We start from the raw sequence: 20260 nt of genomic DNA, 5'->3' as shown, positions 1-20260 counted from the left end.
TCGTTTTGGGCGGCCGACCCCAACGGGGAGTGAATGGACTTTCGCCGTCGCTTCGTGGACGACGAGACGGTCGCCCGACTGGTCGACCGCACGCCAGCACCGCTGTCGGTCGCCCGCGTCGGGCTCGGCGCGATGGTGTTGCTCGCCGGCGTTCACAAACTGCTCGTGCCGGGGGTCTGGGCGACGTACGTCACCGACTGGTTGGCGCCGTGGCTGGTCGTCTCGCCGGTGGCGTTCATGCTGGTCAACGGCGTGCTGGAGGTCGGCTTCGGCGCGGCGATCGTCGCCGACCGGGCGACCGCGTTCGCGGCCGGTGTCGCCGCCGTCTCGCTGTCGGCGACGACCGCCTATCTCGGCCTCGCGGCGGTCGTCGAGGGAGGGTTCTTCGTCGACGTGTTCGTCCGCGACGTGGGGCTCTCGGCGCTGGCGTGGGCTGTCCTGTTCGACGCGTTCCGGCGGTCCCGTCGGTGAGCGCAGTGGCTCACCGCTCGTAGTGATCCGAGCGTGAGAAGCGCGACGCGGACGGCCGTCAGTCAGTCGTCGCCGTCGTGGTCGAGGCCTTCCGTGAGCGCGACCACGTTCTCGGTCTCGCCGTCGAGCCGCTGCGGGTGGATACCGACGGCGACGATGTAGTCGCCTTCGTGCCGGAACTTCGCGGCGTGAACGTACACGTCGACTTCGACGCCGGAGAGCGTCGCGGTCCCTTCGTACTGCTCGAGGGTACGCTGGCTACCGAGCGCCTCGACGCTCCGGTTCTCGACGCGGTCACCCACCGACAGGCCGTCGTACTGAGACTCGAACTGGCCGAGGACTTCCTCGGTGGACATGTCGGAGATGGGGTTGAACGTCTGTCCGACGGCGCTCACCTCCGGGCTGGCGAAGGTGACGAACACGGCCGCCCGCTGGGAGCCCAGCGGCCCCAGATCGACCGCCCGCTCGTATCTGGCCTGTTGGTTGGTTACCTCGACCTGTCGGGTCTGCCCTGCGGCGCTGACGTTGCGCGTGACGGTCGAGTTATCGACGGCGACCTCGTCGTAGCCAGTCTCCGAGAGCGCGTCGTCGCTCACCGTCGCCGGCGACGCGCCGAACGCCAGCGCGCTCTGGCCGGTGATGAATCCGCAGCCCGCCGTCACCGTCACGAGAACGACCGCGAGCGTCGCGAGTATCCGCTGTGCGTGCATGGTCCCGCCATTCGTCAGGACGCTGGTAAACCTGCTGATGCCCGACGTTCGAGTTTCGAGTCCGGAACGTCCCGTTCGGTGACGGAGGATGGACTGATCCCGGAAGTTCGTTCGACCGCGGACGACGGAGGATAGACCCTCAACAGTTATCGGGGAGCGCGCCCGCGAGTGAGGTATGACGGAGTTCTCTCGACGCGTCGAGCAGGTGTCGATAAGCGGGATCCGGGAGGTCTTCGAGGCCGCCGGCGAGGACGCGATCAACCTCGGGCTTGGCCAGCCGGACTTCCCGACGCCCGAGCACGCCCGCGAGGGCGCCATCGAGGCGATCCGCGCCGGCGAGGCCGACGAGTACACCTCCAACAAGGGCACCGAGTCGCTGCGGGAAGCCATCTCACACCGTTACGCCGAGGACCGCGGGATGGAGATCGACCCGAACGATGTCATCGCCACCGCCGGCGGCAGCGAGGCGCTGCACATCGCGATGGAGGCCCACGTCGACCCCGGCCAGGAAGTCATCTTCCCCGACCCCGGCTTCGTCGCCTACGACGCGCTCACGCACATCGCCGGGGGCGAACCGAAGCCGGTTCCGCTCCGGGAGGACCTGACGATGGACCCGGCCACCGTCGAGGACGCGATCACCGACGACACCGCGGCCTTCGTCGTCAACAGCCCCGGCAACCCCACCGGCGCGGTCCAGTCGCCCGAGGACATGCGCGAGTTCGCCCGCATCGCCGACGAACACGACGTGCTCTGTATTTCCGACGAGGTGTACGAACACATCGTCTTCGAGGGCGAACACCGTTCGCCCCTGGAGTTCGCCGAGAGCGACAACGTCGTCGTCGTGGGCGCCTGCTCGAAGACCTACTCGATGACCGGCTGGCGGCTGGGCTGGGTCACCGGCTCGAGCCGACGGGTCGAACGGATGCTCCGGGTCCACCAGTACGGCCAGGCCTGCGCGACCGCCGCCGCCCAGCACGCCGCCGAAGCCGCCCTGACCGGCCCGCAGGACCCCGTTGACGAGATGGTCGAGAGCTTCGAGGAACGACGGGACGTGCTACTGGACGGCCTCGACGATATCGGTCTGGACTGTCCCACGCCGAGGGGCGCCTTCTACGCGATGCCGGAGGTCCCGGAGGGGTTCGTCGACGAGGTGATCGACCGCGGGGTCGTCGTCGTCCCCGGCGAGGCCTTCGGCGAACACGGCGAGGGCTACGCTCGCATCTCCTACGCAGTGAACGTCGAGACGCTGAAAGAGGCGCTTTCGGTCATGGGCGACGCCTACGACGCCGTCAGTTGATCAGCCGTCTGCGGTCCCGGCACCGGTTGCGCCGCTCGCCTCATTGGGGAACGGCGACCCGAGGACTGCGAGCGGGACGGCCGCCACGAAGAGCATGACCCCCAGTGTGCCGTACGCGGCGACCGGTCCGCGAGCGCCCGCGGCCACACCCGCGAGGACGACGAACGGCGTCCGGGCGAGGCCGAAGACCATCGAGACGGCCGACAGCACCGTCGCCCGGCCCACGTCATCGACGTGGCCGTTGACGTGGTTCTCGACCATCGGCCGGAGGAGGTAGTGGACCGCCCGGAGGAGATAGAACGTCGCGAACGCGGCCAGCGGGACTGCGAGCGGGAGGAGCGTCCCGACGACGAGGACGACCGCGGCCGCGCCGAGCACTCGCGAGAGGCCGAAACGCGCCTCGATGGGTCCCGCGTAGTAGCTGACGGCGCCGGCGACGAGGGCGAAACTCGCGTACAGGGGGCCGAGGCCGGTCGCCGCGGTCACCGGGATGTCGACCGGTAGCGACGCCCGACCGACCGCCGCGACGGCGCCGACGACCGGGAGGGCCGCGAGGTCGGCGCCCTCGGCGACGGCGACGGCGATGGGCTGGACGTACTGGTTGCCGGCGCCGACGACGCCGAACAGCAGCGCGGCGAAGGCGACGAACGACCGGAGCGGCGGGCGGGCGATCCGGTCGCGGAGCAGCGGGACCGCCTCGCGGACCGACGGACCGGCCGTCTCGCCGGCCTCGAACTGCTCGGTTCGAGGGAGCGTCGCTATCACGGCCGCGCTCACGAGCATGAGTCCGCCCGCCGCGAGGAACGGCGCGCTGGGGTCGACCCCGTAGAGGACGGCGCCGAGGAGCGTCGTCACCGCGGAACTCCAGCGGGCGATCGACTGCCCGCGCCCGCGGACGGTCGTGAACTGCTCCTCGCCGACGGTCGATTCGAGCACCTCGTAGAGCCAGGCGCCGCCCGTCCCCGACGAGAGCGCGATGCCGACCGCCCAGAGGACGTACACGGCGAGGTACGACGCGAACGAGTCGACGGCGAGAAAGCCCAGGAGCGAGGCGGCCATCGTCACCTTGCTCGCGACGAGTGTGTCCCGACGCCCCACCCTGTCGCCGACGTAGCCCGTCGGGATCTCGCCGGCCACCAGCACCAGCGAGTAGACCGCACTCAGCGTCCCGTACTGTGGATAGGTCAGGTCGCGGAGGACGAACAGCGCGAAGATCGGCGAGACGAACCCGACCGCCGCCAGCGCCTGGAAGAGGTAGTACCGGCGGATCAGCGCCCGCGGGTTCGACAGGTCGACGCGCACGAGCGATCCGTCGTCACCCGCTCCCTTGACGCTTCCCTGAACGACGTTGCAGTAGCCGGGTTGACATCTCACCCGACATTCGCGTGCGGAACGTAGAAACGTCTCGCGATCGTACGCGTGAGCGATGGACCAACTGACGCCGTCGAACGTCCCGACCTACGAGACGAAGGCCGAGGGACGCTCGCTGTGGGACCGCTGTGCCGACCGCGGGCTCCCGGTGGTCGCCGTCCGCGAGGGCGAGCGCGGCTACGTCGTCCGCTACGACCTGCAGCATCTCGACGGGCAGCTCTCCGAGCGAGCCCTCCGAAAGCTCCGGGAGCACGTGCGCTCGTTGCGGTCGTACTCCGTCCGCGTCGACCCCGACTCCCAGACCGAAGGCGTCGGCGGCGAGACCGGCCACGTCGCCGGCGAACTCCACGCCGAAACGGAAGACGACGCCCGCCGGCTCGCTTCCCACGTCTCCTCGTTCGTCTTCGACGACGACAACCTGGTCTGAACGGGCCGCGCCTCGGCGCTCTACTTCGATTCGCGCCGACCGTGCAGCGTCTCGTGGAGGCCCAGCACCAACGCCGGCACGACGACCATGAAGACGTGTTCCTCAAGCGGTATCCCGACGAACTCGACGCCCGTCCGTAACGGGATCGCGAACACGCCGACTTCGAGCGTGTACCAGTCCCAGACGTACGCGAGCGGGTAGACGACGGCGACGGTCACCGCCGTCCGCCGGAGCGCCGCGCGGCCCGCCCGGACGAGCAACCCGAGTGCGAACGTGCCGAACACCACCTCCGTCGCGAGGTACGTGTAGGGACCGAGGACGCCGATGTCCGGGAGCGCAACCCCCGACAGCGGTTCGACGAAGACCGCGACGGCGAGCGCGAGCAGACCGACGCCGCCACCGACCGTCAGGCGGCCGGACGCCCCATCGACGGGACCCGCCGCGACCACGAGCGCAGTCGCGATCCAGACGACTCCGGCGAGGCCAGCGCTCGGCGGAACGGCGCCCGCGACGGTCGCCCAGAGCGTGACGACGCCGAGGGCGAAGGTAGCGGCGACGACTCGCCCCGCGCGGTCGCTGTCCATACTTTCGCAAGCGTCCCCATTCACATGAGCGCCGCGGTGGTCGCCGGAGCGGTTCGGCAAATGGCGGCGGACGCGGACCTGACCCTGCGAAAGAACGTTGTCGGTCCCGGTCCAATGGGACTCCATGGGGGAGGCCACGCACGCCAGCGGTGGGGTCCCGGTCGCTCGAGCGCTGCTGTCGCAGGTGCATCCGGTGTTCATGTTGCCGCCGCTGGCGGCGTCGCTGTTCGGCGGCGTGTTCGCCGGGTCGGTCGACCCGTCCGCGGCCGCCGCCCACGTCACCGCGCTGTTTTTCGCCGTCTACACCGCCCACGTCAAGGACGGCTACGTCGACTTCCACGTCCGCGACGAGGACGACACCCATCCGCTCTCCGCACCGACCTGTCGACGCGCGCTCGCCGGGTCGACTGCCGGGTTCCTCCTCGCGCTGGCCGCCGTCTGGGCGCTCGCGGGACCGGGCGCGGCCGCGCTCACCGCGCCGACGTGGGCGCTGGGGTACTTCCACGCCCCGCAGCTCGACACCAACACCGTCGGCGCCACGTTGGGCTATCCGACCGGGATCGCGCTCGGACTCCTCGGCGGGTTCTACGTCCAGGCCGGTCGGCTCACGCCCGCGGTCGTCGGCCTGGCCGGCGTGTTCCTGCTGTTCCTCTCGGGGATCAAGGTGATCGACGATGCCCAGGACTTCGACTACGACCGCTCGATCGACAAGCGGACGGTCGCGGTCGTGCTGGGCGAGCGCGGCGCCCACCGGGCCGCCTACGCGCTCATGGCGACGGGGATGGTCGCCGTCGTCGGCCTCGCGCTCGGCCTCCGGGGGATCCCGCCCAGCGCCGGCCTCGCCGCGCTCGTCTTCGGGGCGATCGCGCTCCTCGCCCGCCGCGCCGAGCCCGAACTCGCGACGATGCTGCTCATCCGCGGCTCCTATCTCTTCCTCGCCACGCTCGTCGCCGCCGTGTGGTTCCGACCGCTCGGCTGAGCGCGAGTGAGGGGAAGAGGCGTCCGTTCGGCCGGCCGCGCTCGACCGGAATAGACACCGGACACGCTCTCGGCGGACCGTCACCGCTATACGGGCAGACCCGTTACGATTGTGGCGGTATGGACAACCTCCGAACCGGACTCTCGTACGGCGACGTTCTGCTGGTCCCCCAGCGGTCGCCCGTCGACAGCCGGAGCGACGTGGACCTCTCGACGCGGCTGACCGACGATATCGAACTCGACAACCCCCTCCTCTCGGCTCCGATGGACACCGTAACCGGTCCCGACGCGGCCATCGCGATCGGCCGGGCCGGCGGGTTCGGCACGATCCACCGGTTCATGACCGTCGACGAACAGGCCGCCGCCGTCGAGCGCGTGGTCGAGGCGGGCCAGCCGGTCGGCGCCGCCGTCGGCATCGCCGAGGACGCCGCCGCCCGCACGGCCGCGCTCGTCGACGCCGGCGTCGACTGCGTGATGGTCGACGTGGCCCACGGCCACCTCGACCGCTGTCTCGACACCGTCGAACGGCTGCGCGAGGAGTTCCCCGACACCGACCTCGTCGTCGGCAACGTCGCCACGCCACAGGGCGTCCGCGACCTGGCGGCCGCCGGCGCCGACTGCGTGAAGGTCGGCATCGGCCCCGGCTCCCACTGCACGACTCGCCGGGTCGCCGGCGCGGGCGTCCCGCAGCTCACCGCCGTCGACGACTGCGCCGACGCCGCCGACGAACTGGGTATCCCCATCGTCGCCGACGGCGGCATCCGCTCGTCGGGCGACGCCGTCAAGGCGCTGATGGCCGGCGCCGACACGGTGATGATGGGCAGCCTCTTCGCGGGCACCGAGGAGACGCCGCCCGCGATCGTCGAGGTCGACGGCGAGCGCTATAAGAAGTCCCGCGGCATGGCGACGACCGCCGCCGCCGAGGATCGCACGGACAAGGACGAGGCCGGGAAAGAGGTCGACGCCGACGAGGGGGTCGAGGGCTTCACCGAGTACAAGGGTCCGCTCGCCGACGTGGCCGACGAGTTCTGCGCGGGCATCAAGTCCGGCCTCTCCTACTGCGGCGGTCACACCATCCCCGAGGCCCGCGAGAGCGCGGAGTTCATCCGCGTCGAACAGGCGGCCAAGGAACGCGAGGGCGCCCACGGCGACCACGACTGGGAGACCGTCGTCGTCGACGACTGACCCACTGGGTGCGGTCTGAACGCCCCGTCCGCAGAGGGTCAGCAGAGGCGATGGACCTAGCAACCCACCGTGGCGCGCGCTGTCGCGCGCTCTCGTGCGCGCGGCGAAGCCGTGCGAGGGACGAGGAGCGCAGCGAAGCGAGCACCGCAGGAGGTTGGGGAGGCGTGAGGCTCACGACTGGCCGATCAACCGCCGCTCACAGACTCACGTACCGAGACATCCCCTGGCGGATTGAAAGGGCGAGGCGCGCTCGCGTTCATTCAGTCGCCTGCGGCGGCACTATTCGAGCGTAGCGAGAATATCCGCCGCAGCGACCGCGAGCGCGCCGAGGGCTTTCATCGCTTGCTGTCCCCGGTGAGTGTGGGCGCTGTCGTTCGACTTCGTTCCGCGACTCGTCCAGCGGAAACACTCGATACACTCGCACGTTCGTCTGAACAGCACGCGGACAGTTGCTTTACCCCCGGGCGACCGAAGGACACCCATGAGCGTTGACGCCGACGGCGAGCGCACCGGCGAGATGACGCTGGCGTTCGAACTCGCCGCCATCGAGCAGTTCGCGGACCCAGAGCGGGTACTCGACGACGCTCGCGAGTGGAGTCGCTACGTCGGCGTCGTCGCCAACGACACCGACGCGGTCCGCGCCTTCGTCGCCGAGCGTGACCTCGAACAGGACTTCGAGTTGGGCGACCGGGACATCTGGCTGATCATGGAAGGGATCCGCGAGGCCAGCGACGCGCCGCGGCACGTCTTCGTCGGCACCACCCCGGAGGACCGCCGGATCGCCGACGCCACGGGCTGGGAGTACCGGACGCCTACCGAAGTGGCCGACGCCGCCGGGTGGTCGCTCGGCGACTCTGACGGCGACTCGGCCGACCCGGGCCTGTTCGCGCGGCTCTGGGCGCGGATTACGGAGTGACCGACCGCTCGATCCCCGGCCCGCTCAGTTCGCCGTCGAGACGATCTTGATCACGTCGCCCTCCTCCAGCTCCTCCTCGTCGCTGATACGCATGTTCTTCTTGCCGTCGACCGCGTGGAGGTAGCCGTCGCCGATGTCCGAGTGGACGGCGTAGGCCAGGTCCTTCGGCGTCGAGCCCTCGCCGAGCAGGAACGCGTCCGGGAGCGCGTTGCCCTGGCCGTCGGTCCAGTGGGTCTCGTCCTGGACGGGGTAGGCCGTGATCTGGTCGAGCACGTCGTACACAGCCGTGTCCAGCGCCTGCTGGACGCCGGTGCCGCCGTGGTCGGCCATCACCTCGCGGATCTGTTCGAGGCCCTGGGCCTGCTGGTCGCTCACGTCGCCGACGATCTCGAAGTCCTCGTCGCCCGGGTCGTAGTCGACGACGCCAGCCTCGGCGGCCTTCCGCAACGCGAGTTCGCCGTCGGCAGTGGTCGGGATCGTCGCCTCGTTGCGCTCTTTGAGCGCCTGGAGGTTCTCGGGCGGGGCCACGTCGGCCTTGTTCGCGACGACGACGATGGGTTTCGTGCGCGCCCGGATCTCGCTCGCCAGCTCCTCGCGGTGGTCGTCGGTCCACTGGATTGGGTCGTCGGGGTAGTCCAGGTCCCGTAGAGTGCGGGCCACGTCCAACTCGGTCGCGCCGACGCCGGTCAGCAGCTCCGTCAGCTCCTCGTCGATGTCGAAGTCGGGCGAGCGGGACGCCCGCTCGACGCCCTCCCAGTTGCGGTCGACGATACTCGCCAGCCACAGGTCCATCTCCTCCTCGATAAACTGCAGGTCCTCGACGGGGTCGTGTTCGCCGATTTCGACGGGCTCGCCCTCCTCGTCCGTTCCCCCGGAGGCGTCGACGACGTGGAGGATGGCGTCGGCGTTCGACAGTTCGTCGAGGAACTGGTTGCCCAGGCCGCGGCCCTCGTGGGCGCCGGGGACGAGGCCGGCCACGTCGAGCAGTTCGACGGGGACGAAGCGCTTGCCGTCGTGGCAGTTCTCCTCCCCACAGCGCTCCTCGCGGTCGAGGCAGGGGCAGTCGGTGCGGACGTGGGTCACACCGCGGTTGGCGTCGATGGTCGTGAACGGGTAGTTGCCCACGTCCACGTCGGCCATCGTCGCCGCCTTATAGAAGGTCGACTTGCCGGCGTTTGGCTTGCCGGCAAGCGCGATAGAGAGCATGCTACCGAGTACCGCCGGCCGGGAAAAGCCGCTTTCGGTCCCGTCACTCCGTCGACCCGCCGACGAGGCCGCCCGACGCCCCGCCGACGGGGACGAGCGCCGACTCCGTCGGAGGCGACCGATTTTATGTCGCGGCCGTCCTATCAGCCGACGTGAGGCGCTTCGGGATCGAACCGTCGAGCGGGGATCTGCTGTTCGCGCTGCTGGTCGGAGCCGGGTTCCTCGCCGCGTGGCTGATCGGCGGCAACGACGACTCGGTCGCGTTCGCCACGGCGACCGGCATCTCCGGCGCACTACTGGCTCGGGTCGTGCTGGACGGCGCTCGGCAGGACTCGGTAGACGGCGCTGACCTGTCTGGATTCCTCCGGAAGAAAGCCGTCGACTACGTCGTCACGGTCGTCGGATTCGTCCTCGGTGCGGTCCTCGGCACCGTCGGGCTCTCGGTCGCAATCGGTCTCGTCGGGTGACCTACTCGACTTCCGCGAGTTCGGCGTCCTCGTCGTGGCCGTTCTCGCTGTGAGTCGGGTCCTCGCCCATCATCGGGACGACGCCGTCGAGTTCCGCCTCGACCGCCTCGCGGCTCTCGACCGCGGGCGGGTCCTCGGTCCCGCCGCCGTCGACGTCGGTCGCCGAATCTTCGTCGGTTGCCTCGACCTCCTCGTCGTCCGTCGTCTCGTCGCCTTCCGTCTCAGCGGCGTCGTCCGTCTCGGGTTCGGCGGTCTCCGTTTCAGGTTCGGCGGCCTCGGCCTCCTCCGCGGTGTCGGCCTCGTCACCCTCGGTTTCGGGGTCGGGCCCGAGCGCGTCGCGAACCTGCGTGAGTTCGCCGCTGACGCGGATCTTCCCCTCGACGACGGCGTGTTCGTGGAGTGCCACGTCCTCGGCGGAGATGTCGCCCCAGACGGTCGCGCCCTTCGCGACGGACACGTCGCCGCCGCGGGTGGTCACGTCGCCTTTGATCTCGGTGTCCGGGCCGACGACCACGTCGCCGCGGGCGCGGAGGCTCCCGAAGATCGTGTTGTCGTTCCCTACCTCCAGCGACTCGGCGCGGACGTTCCCGTGCAGGCGACAGCCGTCGCCGACGACGGCCGGCGTCGAGACGCGCCAGGCGTCGTCGCTGACGCGGGCGCCCCGCGGGATCACGACCGGCTGGGCCTCGTCGTCGTCGGCGTCGACCAGCTGGCTCGCCAAGTCCTCGGCGGCCTCCTCCTCGCCGATGCGCAGGAGTTGCGAGAGGTAGACGACGAGGAAGACGACCGTGGGCATCGGGTTGCGGATCTCGATGTGGCCGCTGGCCTCGAAGCTCTGCTCGATGTCGACGTCGTCGCCGATGTCGACGTTGCCGGCGACCTTGAGTTCGCCGCCGACGCGCGTTCGCTCGCCGAGGTAGGCGTCGCCGCCGACGAGCACGTCCTCCTCGACCTCGCTCCACATGTCCAGCCGACAGTCGCCCTCGGCCTCGATGTGGCCGTCGAACGTGACCCGCTCGCCCGCCATGACGTCGTCGCCGCGGACGCCGAACTCGACGGTGCTCTGCCCGCCGACGATCACGTCGCCCTCGGTCACCAGGTCGTGCTCCTCGACCGTGGTACCGTCGGGGATCGTCAGTTCGTCGAGCGGGTCCGAGCGGATCGGCACACCCCATATAGCGATTTCGGTCGTAATAAACCCTCACACCGCGCACGACGGGCGTCTGACGCGTGTCTGACGGTGCCGGTGTGGGGCGGTCCGTCCGGGAGCGGCCCGCGCGGCGCGCGGATCTCCAGATATTTATCCGGCGGCGGTCTACGGGTGGGTATGACCGTACTTTCCTTCGACGAACAGGGGGTCGACGTGGTGTACGAGGGCCACGACTTCCGCCTGGAGAAGTCGCTCATCGAGGACGCAATCGACAAGCCTTACCCCGATATCACCGACCACGAGGTCCTGCGGATCGTCGAGAAGAACGCCTCGCCCTCGGGCGAAGCGCGACAGATCTCCGAGATCGTCGACTGATGGACGCGTCGCGGCGCGACCTGCTCGCGGCGGTCCCGGCCGCGGTCGCGATCACCGGCTGTTCGTTCGTCTCGGGCAGCGAGTCCGAGGACCGTCCGCCGTACGTCGTCGAAAACGAGAGCGGGGAACCCCGCAACGTCGACCTGCAGGTCTGGAAGGTCGGGCGGGTCGCCCCTTTCGACGAGCGACCGGACTCGTTCCGTGAGGAGTTCGAGGCCGCCGCAGCGGACGGGAGCGTCGACGACTCCGCGTTCGAGTGGACGGACGGCTACGACCTGACGATCGAACCCGGCGCCGCCGCGAAACCGCTGGCGTCGTCGAGCGCCACCGGCCTCCTGTACGTCCAGGCGTCCGCCGACCACGGCGAGCGGATCGGCGTCTGGGTCGAGGCCGGTGACTCGCCCGGCGACTTCTTCGTCGACATCTCCGTGTACGGGAGCGGCGCGAGCGCGACGACGGGCGAGTACTGAGCGGTCGCTCTGCGTTCGCCGGTGGGCCGACGGCTCCAGTCAGGCCAGCACCTGCGAGTAGACGAGGAAGGGGACGAGGAACAGCAGCGCGAACAGGACCGCGAGGACCAGGCCGTAACTGGTGAGCGTCGCGGCGGCCGTGACCCACGCGGGGCCGTCGAAGCGGTCGAGCGCGTTCACGGTCGCAGATCGGCGGCCGCGAACTTAGGCGTTCGGCCGGTGTCGCGCCGAGGGTGGCCGAAACCGACCCCTGCGCCGCCCGACAGTCGAAAGTACTGACCAAATTCTTTAGGCCTGTCTGGTAAGCGACTGAGGCGGAAACGATCGGGCGATGAGTGTACTCCGGGGCGTAACGCTTCCGTCGGCGTTCGACGACCTGGACGTCGGGATCACTCTTCACGACCCGGAGAGCGGTGCGATCCTGGACGTGAACGAGAGCCTGGAGCGGCTGTACGGCTACTCGGCGGCGGAGCTTCGGGAGATGTCTGTCGGCGACTACACGGCGCCGTCGACGAAGTACACCGAGCGCGAAGCCGGAGAGCGGATACGAGCGGCCGCCGGTGGGGAACGCCAGTCCTTCGAGTGGCAGGTCGAACGGGCCAGCGGGGAGTTGCTCTGGGTCCGAGTGCGACTCAGTCCGACGACGATCGACGGCCGGACCTGCGTCGTCGCGGAGGTCGACGACATCACGGAGTACCGGACCCGCGAGCGGCGACTGCGACTGCTGAGCCGCATCGTCCGGCACAACCTCCGCAACAGGATGAACCTCGTGCAGGGCCACGCGGCTCACGTCGGGCAGGCCGTCGACGACGAGATGCTGGCCGCCGAAGTGGAGACCATCGAGCGAGTCGCGGGCGAGGTCGGCGGCCTCAGCGACTCGGTCTCCCAGATCGAAGAGATAGCCGAACCCGACGCGACCGAGCGGGAACCGACCAACGTCCGCGCGGTCGTCGCACCTGTCGTCGACGCCGCTCGCGAGTCCTATCCCGAGGCGGACCTGACGCTCACGCTGGCGGAGAACGCCTGGCTGATCGCCGACGACGGACTCCGCTACGCCGTCGAGCACGCCGTCGAGAACGCGCTCGAACACAACGACCGCGACTCGCCGACGGTCGAGGTGAGCGTGACCGCGGACGACCGCGGCAAGTGCGTGATCCGGGTCGCAGACGATGGCCCGCCGATCCCCGACGTAGAGACCGACGTGCTCGACGAGACCGTCGCGGCCAGCAGCACCTACCACGGCACCGGCGTCGGGCTCTGGGTGATGCAGTGGTGTGTCGACTCGCTGGGCGGCGAACTATCCTTCGGCGAGAACGAGCCGCGCGGGAACGTGGTCGAGATCACGCTCCCGCGGCTCGACGAGTGAGTCGCGAGTACCGGACGGCCGGCCCGGTCACGCCGGGCCGACCCGATGGTCCCGGGAACGCAGGTACCGACACGTCCTCGTCGTCGGTCCGGGGCTGTACGACTCCGGCGACCCGCGACGCAGCCCTGCTGACCGTCAGTGTCACTCGGTGCCGCTCGGCGTCCCGGTGGCGACTGGTGCCCCCTCACACTGGTCGTCCGAGGACGGGAGGGCCAGCACCCAGAACTCCGCGTCCCCGTTCTCCCGGACGTCGAGGTCGGCATGGAGATATCGGCCGGGCTGTCGGCGGTCGCTGTCGAGGGTCTCCCAGCGGTCGCGGTCGTCGACCCGTGCGCGGACGACGAACTGGGCGGGTTCGGTCGGCCACGAGCGTGAGACCCACTCGCGGTCGCCGGATTCGCGCTCGTCCTCGTGGGCGGCGAGTTCAAGTGACTCCCGGGCGACGCGTTCGCCTCCGTAGTCGACGGTGATCTGGACCGTGTGGGCCTCGGCGTCGTCGTTCGTCGCGCTCACGCAGTTCAGTATCGGCTGGTCCGGACGGCTTCCGAGACAGCCAGCGACGCCAGTCAGTGCCGCCGACCCCGCGACCACACCGAGCACGTCGCGTCTGGAGGGCACGGCGAATCTGACAGTCAGAGGTCACAAATGTGTTACGGTCACGACGCAGTCGGTCGCGCTGCCGGTCGTCGCGAAACCGTGGGGAGAAGGTGGACCGAGGCGGTTACGCGAAGGTGCGCGAGACGTCCTCGTCTTCCTCCTCGGCCTGGATCTTGTCCCAGGCGTCGAGGAAGTCCTGCATGCGGACCTCGGTGCGGTCGTCGCGGATGGCGAACATCCCCGCCTCGGTGCAGACGGCCTTCACGTCGGCACCGGAGGCCTCGCCGGTCATGTCGGCCAGCTGGGCGAAGTCCAGCTCCTCGTCGAGGTTCATCTTGCGCGTGTGGATCTTGAAGATCTGCTCGCGGCCCTCGACGTCCGGCTTGGGCACTTCGATCAGGCGGTCGAAGCGGCCGGGCCGGAGGATGGCGCGGTCGAGCATGTCGAAGCGGTTGGTGGCGGCGATGATGCGGACCTCGCCGCGGTCCTCGAAGCCGTCCATCTCCGAGAGCAACTGCATCATCGTCCGCTGGACCTCGGCGTCGCCGGAGGTCTTCGAGTCGGTGCGCTTGGCCGCGATGGCGTCGATCTCGTCGATGAAGAGGACCGACGGCTCGTGCTGGCGGGCGAGCTCGAACAGGTCACGGACGAGCTTGGCGCCCTCGCCGATGAACTTGTGGACGAGCTCGGAGCCGGCCATCTTGATGAAGGTGGCGTCGGTCTGGTTGGCGACGGCCTTCGCGAGCATCGTCTTGCCGGTGCCGGGCGGGCCGTGNTCGGAGCCGGCCATCTTGATGAAGGTGGCGTCGGTCTGGTTGGCGACGGCCTTCGCGAGCATCGTCTTGCCGGTGCCGGGCGGGCCGTGCAGCAGGACGCCGCTCGGCGGTTCGATACCCACGTCGTCGAACATGTCGGGGCTCTTGAGGGGCATCTCGACGGTCTCGCGAACCTCGTCGAGCTGGTCCTCGATACCGCCGATGTCCTGGTAGGTCACGTCCGGCGACTCCTCGACTTCCATCACGCGAGCACGCACGTCGGTCTCGTCTTCGAGGCTCTTGACGATCGAGAGGGAGTTGTTGACGGCGACGCGGGAGTCCGGTTCGAGGTCGTCGCGCATCTCCTCGGTGACCTCGGTGATGGCCTCCTGATTGTTGCCGTGCTGTTTGATGATGACGCCGTCGTCGGTCAGCTCCTGCACCGTGGCGACGAACAGCGGCGACTGCTTGAGCTTCTTGTTCTCGTGGGTCAGTCGCTCCAGCTTCTGCTGGTACTTATTGTTCTCGGCGTTGGCGTCCAGCAGCTTGTCGCGCATCTCCTCGTTCTGTGATTCGAGCACCTCGAGGCGCTCCTCCAGTGCCTCGATTTTGTCCTGTTGGGAGGCGTCGTCGTCGTACGGCAGATCCACCTCGTCCACGGTGTCGGTCATTACACCCCTGCTAGCGGATGGGATAATAAGAGGTTTCGGGTCGGTCGGGTCACTTGCCGATCCGAGGGATTTCGCTCGTCTCCACCGCCCTCTCGCGATTGACGGGTGATATTTATGTGGTGTGTTAGCTACACCCACTTTTATCGACCGGATCGGAACGCGACCGAACTCCATCCGGATGAGCTGAACGTCGTCGCGGTTCTTGCCGATAGATTCACAGAGGTAATTATACGAAACGGGAAATATTATTAGGCTGTATCCAGAAGCCGATAACACGATGAGCACGTCCGAAACTGCGGAGGCGGAATCGGCGGCCGAAGAGGGCTGGGACGCCGTTCGCGACCTGCCGCCGAGCGCGAAACTGGTGGCCAAGACCCTGGAGTACAACGACGCGCTGACCCAGAGCCAGCTCGCCGAGGAGACGCTCCTGCCCCCGCGGACCGTTCGGTACGCCCTGAACAGACTCGAAGATGTCGACGTGGTCAGTTCGCGCTTCTCCTTCGCCGACGCCCGCAAGCGCATCTACACGCTCGAAATCGAGTAGTCTCGCGTTCCGACAGATCCGGCCGAGCCGCCCCCTCTCCCCTCTCGCCGATCCCCACTCTCCACGCGTTCTCGCCGCTCCGTCGCCGGGACTCACCGAATCTCGGAGTAGGTCGACCGTACCCCTCGGGAATACTTTCACCGCGCTCGCGACACCTCTTTAGGCCGCGGTTTCGTACCCTGCCGTAGATGACGCGCGTGATACACACGGGGGACACTCACCTCGGCTACCGGCAGTATCACCGGCCGGAGCGCAAGCGGGACTATTTGGACGCGTTCCGGCAGGTGGCCGACGACGCCGTGACCGAGGACGTTGATGCCGTCGTCCACGCCGGCGATCTCTTTCACGACCGGCGGCCGACGCTCGACGACATCATGGGCGCCCTCTCCGTCCTGCGGACCCTCGACGACGCCGGCGTGCCCTTCCTCGCCGTCGTCGGGAACCACGAGGCCAAACGCGAGGGCCAGTGGCTCGATCTGTTCGAATCGCTCGGCCTCGCCACCCGACTCGGCTCCGAGCCGGTCGAGGTGGGATCGACCGCCTTCTACGGTCTGGACTTCGTCCCGCGCTCGAAGCGCGAGGGCTTCGAACTGGATCTGGAGCCCCACGACAGCGACCACGCCGCGCTGGTCACCCACGGGCTGTTCGAGCCGTTCGACTTCGGCGAGTGGGACCCCCGGGATATCTTCGCGACCACCGACGTCGAGTTCGCCGCGCTCCTGCTGGGGGACAACCACCACGCCGAGACCGCGCAGGTCGACGACACCTGGGTGACCTACTGCGGGTCGACCGAGCGCACCAGCGCCGCCGAGCGCGACGAGCGCGGCTACAACGTCGTCGAGTTCAACGGCGAGGTGGACGTACGTCGCCGGGGACTTGACACCAGGGAGTTCGTCTTCGTCGACCTCGAACTCGGCGAGGGCGAGGGCGTCGAGCGCGTCCGCCAGCGCGTCGGCGAGTACGACCTCGACGACGCGGTGGTCGTCGTCGCCGTCGACGGCGAGGGCGAGCCGGTCACGCCGGCCGCCGTCGAGGAGTTTGCCCTCGATCGGGGGGCACTCGTCGCCCGCGTCACCGACCGCCGGGAGACCGCCGAGGAGGGCGAACGGGAGGTGTCGTTCGGCGACCCCGACGACGCCGTCCGCGAACGGGTTCGCGACCTGGGCCTCAGCGACGCGGCCCGGTCGCTCGACGAGACCGTCCGCGCCAGCAAGGTCGCCGATTCCAACGTTGACGACGTCGTCCAGGACCAGGTCGCCGACCTCGTCGAGGACGGCGACCCCGCGCAGTTCGAGTCGGTCGACCCCGGCGAGGGGGAGGCGACGGACGGCGAAGCGAACGCGGCGGACGGCGAGTCGAACGCGACGGACGGCGAGTCGAACACGACCGACGATGGCGGATCCGAAGCGGTCGAAGCAGACGGGGACGGAGCGGTCGCCGGGAACGCGGCGGCCGACGGCGGTGACCCCGCCGACGAGCCCGACGCCGACGACCCGGGCGCTGACGGGGGCGAAGGGCCCGACACTGGCGAGGACGGAGCGTCCCCGGAGGACGGGGACGGCCAGGCGACCTGGGGTGAGTACCAGTGAGATTCGAGCGCGTCAGGCTCTCGAACTTCAAGTGCTACGACGACGCGGACGTGCGACTCGACCGCGGCGTGACGGTCATCCACGGCCTCAACGGCAGCGGCAAGTCCTCGCTGTTAGAGGCCTGCTTTTTCGCCCTCTACGGGTCGAAGGGGCTCGAAAACGAGCTGGGCGAGATCGTCACGATCGGCGCCGACGATACGGAGGTCGAGCTCTGGTTCGCCCACGCCGGCGACTCCTACCACGTCGAGCGGCGCGTGCGCGCGACCGGCGAGCGGCCGACGACCGCCAAGTGCGTGCTGGAGGGTCCCGACGAGACCGTCGAGGGCGCCCGCGACGTGCGCGCTTACGTCGAGGAACTGCTACGGATGGACGCCGACGCGTTCGTCAACTGCGCGTACGTCCGTCAGGGCGAGGTGAACAAGCTCATCAACGCCACGCCCGCCGAACGGCAGGACATGCTCGACTCGCTGCTCCAGCTGGGCAAGCTGGAAGAGTACCGCGAGCGCGCCAGCGACGCCCGCGTCGGGGTCGACCGGGTGCGCCGGGACAAGCGCGGCTCGCTCTCCCAGCTCGACGACCAGATCGAGGCCAAGGAGGACGAGAACCTCCACGCGCGGCTCAACGACCACCGAACGGAGCTCGAATCGGTCACGTCCGACATCGACCGTTTCGAACAGCAACGCGAGAAGGCCGTCGAGACGCGCGACCAGGCGGCGGAGATACTCGACAGCTACGAGGACAAACGCGCGGAACTCGACGACCTCGAATCGGACATCGAGGGACTCCGGGAGGCCATCTCGGAGACCGAACGCGACCGAGAGGACCTCTCGGAGACGATCTCCGACCGCCGAGAGGCCAGGGCGGACCACCGCGAGGAGCTGGCCGGCCTGCTGCCCGAGACCGAGCTGTCGGGGAGCGCCGACGACCCGCCCGAGCCGGCCGCCGTCGAGTCGCTGCTCGACGACCTCGCCGAGCGCGACGACGAACTACAGGAGACGCTTCAGGACGTGACCGCGGAGGTGTCCGAACACGGGACGAGAGCCGAGAACCTCCGCGAGTCCGCCGACGACCTCGAATCACAGGCCGAATCGAAGCGCGAGCAGGCCGACGACCTCGACGCGGACGTGGCCGAGACGCGCGAGAAAGTCGCCGACAAACGCGAGCAGATCGCTGATCTGGAGGAGCGCATCGAGTCGCTGGAGGGCGAGTTCGAGGACGCACCCGCCGAGTTCGGCGCGGCCGAGTCGTTCCGCGAGGAGGTCGCCGAGGAGCTGAGCGAGGTGCGCGAGACCGTCGCCAGCCTCGACGCGGACGTGAAGAACCAGCGAGAGGCGATCGAGGAGGCCGAGTCGCTGCTGGCGGAGGGCAAGTGCCCCGAGTGCGGCCAGGACGTGGACGGCTCGCCCCACGTCGAGTCGATCGACGACGACCGCGAGCGCCTCGCCGACCTGGAGACCGACCTCGAAGCCGCACGCGAGCGCCGCGACGACCTCGAAGCCCGGCTGGAGGAGGCCGAACGGCTCGTCGACGTCGAGTCGGAGGTCCGGGAGTGTCGGTCCGACCGGTCGACGTTCGAACAGCTGGTCGACCAGCGCGAAGACACGCTCGAAGAGAAGGTCGAGCAGGCCGAGCGGCTCCGCGAGGAGGCCGACGAGGCCGAATCCGATGCGGCCGAGAAACGGGAGGCCGCACAGGCGGAGGCGGACGCCGCCGAGGCATCCCGCGAGCGGGTCGGCGAGATCAACGCCGAGCGCGGCACCATCCGCGAGCGCCGCGAGCGGCTCGAACGCGTCGACGGACTACTCGCCGAGATCGCCGACGCGACCGACGCCGTCGAGCGACTGCGCGAGCGACGTGAACAGCTGGAAGAGACGAACGACGAGCGCCGCGAACGGCTCGCCGAGAAACGCGAGCGCCGTTCGGATCTGCAGGAGGAGTTCGACGAGGACCGAATCGAGGGGGCCCGCGAGCAGCGCGAGAAGGCCGCCGACTACATCGAACAGGCCGACGCCAAGTTGGAGGGGCTTCGGGAACGGCGCGACGAGTTACAGAGCGCCGTCGGCGGCGTCGAGGCGGAGATCGAGGAGCTCGAATCGCTGCGCGAGCGCCGCGAGGCCCTCGCCGAGCGCGTCGAGTGGCTCGACTCGCTGTACGACGAGGCCGAACAGCTCCAGCGGATGTACGGCGACCTCCGCGCGGAGTTGCGCCGGCGCAACGTCGAGAGCCTGGAGGCGATGCTCAACGAGATATTCGATCTTGTCTACCAGAACGACTCCTACGCCCGGATCGAACTCTCCGGCGAGTACGAGCTCACCGTCTACCAGAAGGACGGCGAGCCGCTCGACCCCGAGCAGCTGTCGGGCGGCGAGCGCGCCCTGTTCAACCTCAGCCTCCGCTGTGCTATCTACCGGCTGCTCGCCGAGGGCATCGAAGGGGCCGCCCCCATGCCGCCGCTCATCCTCGACGAACCGACCGTCTTCCTCGACTCGGGCCACGTCTCCCAGCTCGTCGAACTCGTCGAGGCGATGCGCGACTACGGCGTCGAGCAGATCCTCGTCGTCTCCCACGACGACGAACTCGTCGGTGCCGCCGACGACCTCGTCCGCGTCGAGAAGGATTCGACCACGAACCGCTCGTCGGTTCGGCGCGAGCGCCCAGAAGACCGGATCGCCGAGGCCGTCGAGGCCGACGACTGAGAGCGAATGCCACGCTCGGACGGGCCCGGGTTTCGGACGACCCCGTGTTACCGAGTGAGGCGCGCGAGCGAGGCGCCAGGCGGCGTCAGGAGAGCGGCCCCGAGCGCGTACCACACTGTCCCGACACCGAGCGTGTACGCGACCGCCGGGCCGAGTATCTGACCGAAACTGGGGCCGGGGCCGGCGTAGGAAAACAATCGCCAGGCGAACGCGAACATCGGCGGGAATACAGCCGCCCAGGTCGTGACGAACCCGCCGGACCACCGGAGCACGAGGCGAGTCAACCCCGCGGCACCGATAACGTAGGTGACGACGGTCAGCACCGCGAATCCGGAACCCGCGCTCAGTACCGCGAGGAACAGTTCGAGCGCGACCGCGGCGGCGACGCCGGCGTGGACGACGGCATCAACGTCCTCGGTCACGGCGTCGTCGGCC

At 69.2% G+C, this 20260-nt stretch carries 22 protein-coding genes; 13 read left to right on the top strand and 9 right to left on the bottom strand.

Annotated elements, in window-relative coordinates; all coding sequences use genetic code 11:
• The first annotated feature begins 33 nt into the window (after positions 1-33).
• Positions 34-471: a DoxX family membrane protein gene (locus C475_RS10675; protein ID WP_006883838.1), complete on the top strand. Its 438-nt coding sequence runs from the start codon at positions 34-36 to the stop codon at positions 469-471.
• A 62-nt stretch (positions 472-533) separates the two neighbouring features.
• Here the strand turns inward: C475_RS10675 and C475_RS10670 are convergent, their stop codons facing one another.
• A complete protein-coding gene (locus tag C475_RS10670) occupies positions 534-1181 on the bottom strand; it encodes a DUF6517 family protein (protein ID WP_006883837.1) in 648 nt (215 codons plus the stop codon).
• Positions 1182-1356: 175 nt separating this feature from the next.
• Here C475_RS10670 and C475_RS10665 point away from each other — a divergent pair, with 175 nt between their 5' ends.
• Entirely contained in the window at positions 1357-2478 is a 1122-nt protein-coding gene (locus C475_RS10665; RefSeq protein WP_006883836.1) for a pyridoxal phosphate-dependent aminotransferase, read from the top strand.
• On the opposite strand, the gene C475_RS10660 is transcribed toward C475_RS10665, so the two are convergent.
• Positions 2479-3852 carry an MFS transporter gene (locus C475_RS10660; protein ID WP_161625185.1) on the bottom strand — a complete coding sequence of 458 codons (1374 nt, stop codon included), beginning with the start codon at positions 3850-3852 and terminating at the stop codon, positions 2479-2481.
• 52 nt (positions 3853-3904) lie between these two features.
• On the opposite strand from C475_RS10660, the gene C475_RS10655 reads away from it, so the two are divergent.
• Positions 3905-4276: a hypothetical protein gene (locus C475_RS10655; protein WP_006883834.1), complete on the top strand. Its 372-nt coding sequence runs from the start codon at positions 3905-3907 to the stop codon at positions 4274-4276.
• Positions 4277-4296: 20 nt separating this feature from the next.
• Here C475_RS10655 and C475_RS25330 read toward each other — a convergent pair whose 3' ends face one another.
• Positions 4297-4860, bottom strand: coding sequence for a lycopene cyclase domain-containing protein (locus C475_RS25330; RefSeq protein WP_006883833.1), 564 nt, complete (start codon positions 4858-4860; stop codon positions 4297-4299).
• A gap of 124 nt (positions 4861-4984) precedes the next feature.
• Between C475_RS25330 and C475_RS10645 the strand changes: the two genes are divergently transcribed.
• The 3 genes from C475_RS10645 (at position 4985) to C475_RS10635 (ending at position 7939) form a co-directional block, all read left to right on the top strand.
• Positions 4985-5839 (top strand): UbiA family prenyltransferase, encoded by an 855-nt coding sequence (locus C475_RS10645; RefSeq protein ID WP_006883832.1) that lies wholly within the window; start codon positions 4985-4987, stop codon positions 5837-5839.
• Positions 5840-5958: 119 nt separating this feature from the next.
• On the top strand, positions 5959-7023 hold the full coding sequence (locus tag C475_RS10640; protein ID WP_006883831.1) for a guanosine monophosphate reductase: 1065 nt from the start codon (positions 5959-5961) through the stop codon (positions 7021-7023).
• A gap of 481 nt (positions 7024-7504) precedes the next feature.
• Complete coding sequence (locus C475_RS10635; protein ID WP_006883830.1) at positions 7505-7939, top strand: DUF7124 domain-containing protein; 435 nt, start codon at positions 7505-7507, stop codon at positions 7937-7939.
• Between the two features lie 24 nt (positions 7940-7963).
• Here the strand turns inward: C475_RS10635 and C475_RS10630 are convergent, their stop codons facing one another.
• On the bottom strand, positions 7964-9145 hold the full coding sequence (locus C475_RS10630) for a redox-regulated ATPase YchF (RefSeq protein ID WP_006883829.1): 1182 nt from the start codon (positions 9143-9145) through the stop codon (positions 7964-7966).
• 152 nt (positions 9146-9297) lie between these two features.
• Here C475_RS10630 and C475_RS10625 point away from each other — a divergent pair, with 152 nt between their 5' ends.
• Complete coding sequence (locus tag C475_RS10625; protein WP_006883828.1) at positions 9298-9612, top strand: hypothetical protein; 315 nt, start codon at positions 9298-9300, stop codon at positions 9610-9612.
• Position 9613: 1 nt separating this feature from the next.
• Here the strand turns inward: C475_RS10625 and C475_RS10620 are convergent, their stop codons facing one another.
• Complete coding sequence (locus tag C475_RS10620) at positions 9614-10780, bottom strand: polymer-forming cytoskeletal protein (RefSeq protein WP_006883827.1); 1167 nt, start codon at positions 10778-10780, stop codon at positions 9614-9616.
• A 159-nt stretch (positions 10781-10939) separates the two neighbouring features.
• Between C475_RS10620 and C475_RS10615 the strand changes: the two genes are divergently transcribed.
• Together C475_RS10615 and C475_RS10610 are read left to right on the top strand one after the other, a co-directional pair.
• Entirely contained in the window at positions 10940-11137 is a 198-nt protein-coding gene (locus C475_RS10615) for a DUF5800 family protein (RefSeq protein ID WP_006883826.1), read from the top strand.
• On the top strand, positions 11137-11607 hold the full coding sequence (locus C475_RS10610; protein ID WP_006883825.1) for a hypothetical protein: 471 nt from the start codon (positions 11137-11139) through the stop codon (positions 11605-11607). The genes C475_RS10615 and C475_RS10610 overlap by 1 nt, the downstream gene beginning before the upstream one ends.
• A 39-nt stretch (positions 11608-11646) precedes the next feature.
• Here C475_RS10610 and C475_RS24345 read toward each other — a convergent pair whose 3' ends face one another.
• The gene (locus tag C475_RS24345) at positions 11647-11787 is read right to left on the bottom strand and encodes a hypothetical protein (protein ID WP_193366307.1); all 141 of its coding nucleotides are present in this window, start codon (positions 11785-11787) and stop codon (positions 11647-11649) included.
• Between the two features lie 151 nt (positions 11788-11938).
• On the opposite strand from C475_RS24345, the gene C475_RS10605 reads away from it, so the two are divergent.
• Positions 11939-12973: a PAS domain-containing sensor histidine kinase gene (locus C475_RS10605; protein ID WP_006883824.1), complete on the top strand. Its 1035-nt coding sequence runs from the start codon at positions 11939-11941 to the stop codon at positions 12971-12973.
• Between the two features lie 141 nt (positions 12974-13114).
• Here the strand turns inward: C475_RS10605 and C475_RS10600 are convergent, their stop codons facing one another.
• Together C475_RS10600 and C475_RS10595 are read right to left on the bottom strand one after the other, a co-directional pair.
• A complete protein-coding gene (locus C475_RS10600; protein WP_049930445.1) occupies positions 13115-13591 on the bottom strand; it encodes a hypothetical protein in 477 nt (158 codons plus the stop codon).
• Positions 13592-13694: 103 nt separating this feature from the next.
• Positions 13695-14996 (bottom strand): proteasome-activating nucleotidase, encoded by a 1302-nt coding sequence (locus C475_RS10595; RefSeq protein WP_006883822.1) that lies wholly within the window; start codon positions 14994-14996, stop codon positions 13695-13697.
• Between the two features lie 277 nt (positions 14997-15273).
• Here C475_RS10595 and C475_RS10590 point away from each other — a divergent pair, with 277 nt between their 5' ends.
• The 3 genes from C475_RS10590 to rad50 all read left to right on the top strand — a co-directional run bounded on the left by C475_RS10590 (position 15274) and on the right by rad50 (position 19825).
• Entirely contained in the window at positions 15274-15540 is a 267-nt protein-coding gene (locus tag C475_RS10590) for a MarR family transcriptional regulator (protein WP_006883821.1), read from the top strand.
• 188 nt (positions 15541-15728) lie between these two features.
• Complete coding sequence (mre11, locus tag C475_RS10585; protein WP_006883820.1) at positions 15729-17129, top strand: DNA double-strand break repair protein Mre11; 1401 nt, start codon at positions 15729-15731, stop codon at positions 17127-17129.
• On the top strand, positions 17126-19825 hold the full coding sequence (gene rad50 / locus C475_RS10580) for a DNA double-strand break repair ATPase Rad50 (protein ID WP_006883819.1): 2700 nt from the start codon (positions 17126-17128) through the stop codon (positions 19823-19825). The genes mre11 and rad50 overlap by 4 nt, the downstream gene beginning before the upstream one ends.
• Positions 19826-19872: 47 nt before the next feature.
• Here rad50 and C475_RS23850 read toward each other — a convergent pair.
• The coding region (locus C475_RS23850; protein ID WP_006883818.1) for a hypothetical protein at positions 19873-20260 on the bottom strand (388 nt) is incomplete at its 5' end.

The sequence above is a fragment of the Halosimplex carlsbadense 2-9-1 genome (assembly GCF_000337455.1).
GTDB classification, from domain to species: domain Archaea; phylum Halobacteriota; class Halobacteria; order Halobacteriales; family Haloarculaceae; genus Halosimplex; species Halosimplex carlsbadense.
This window is presented reverse-complemented; position numbering and strand designations above follow the sequence as displayed.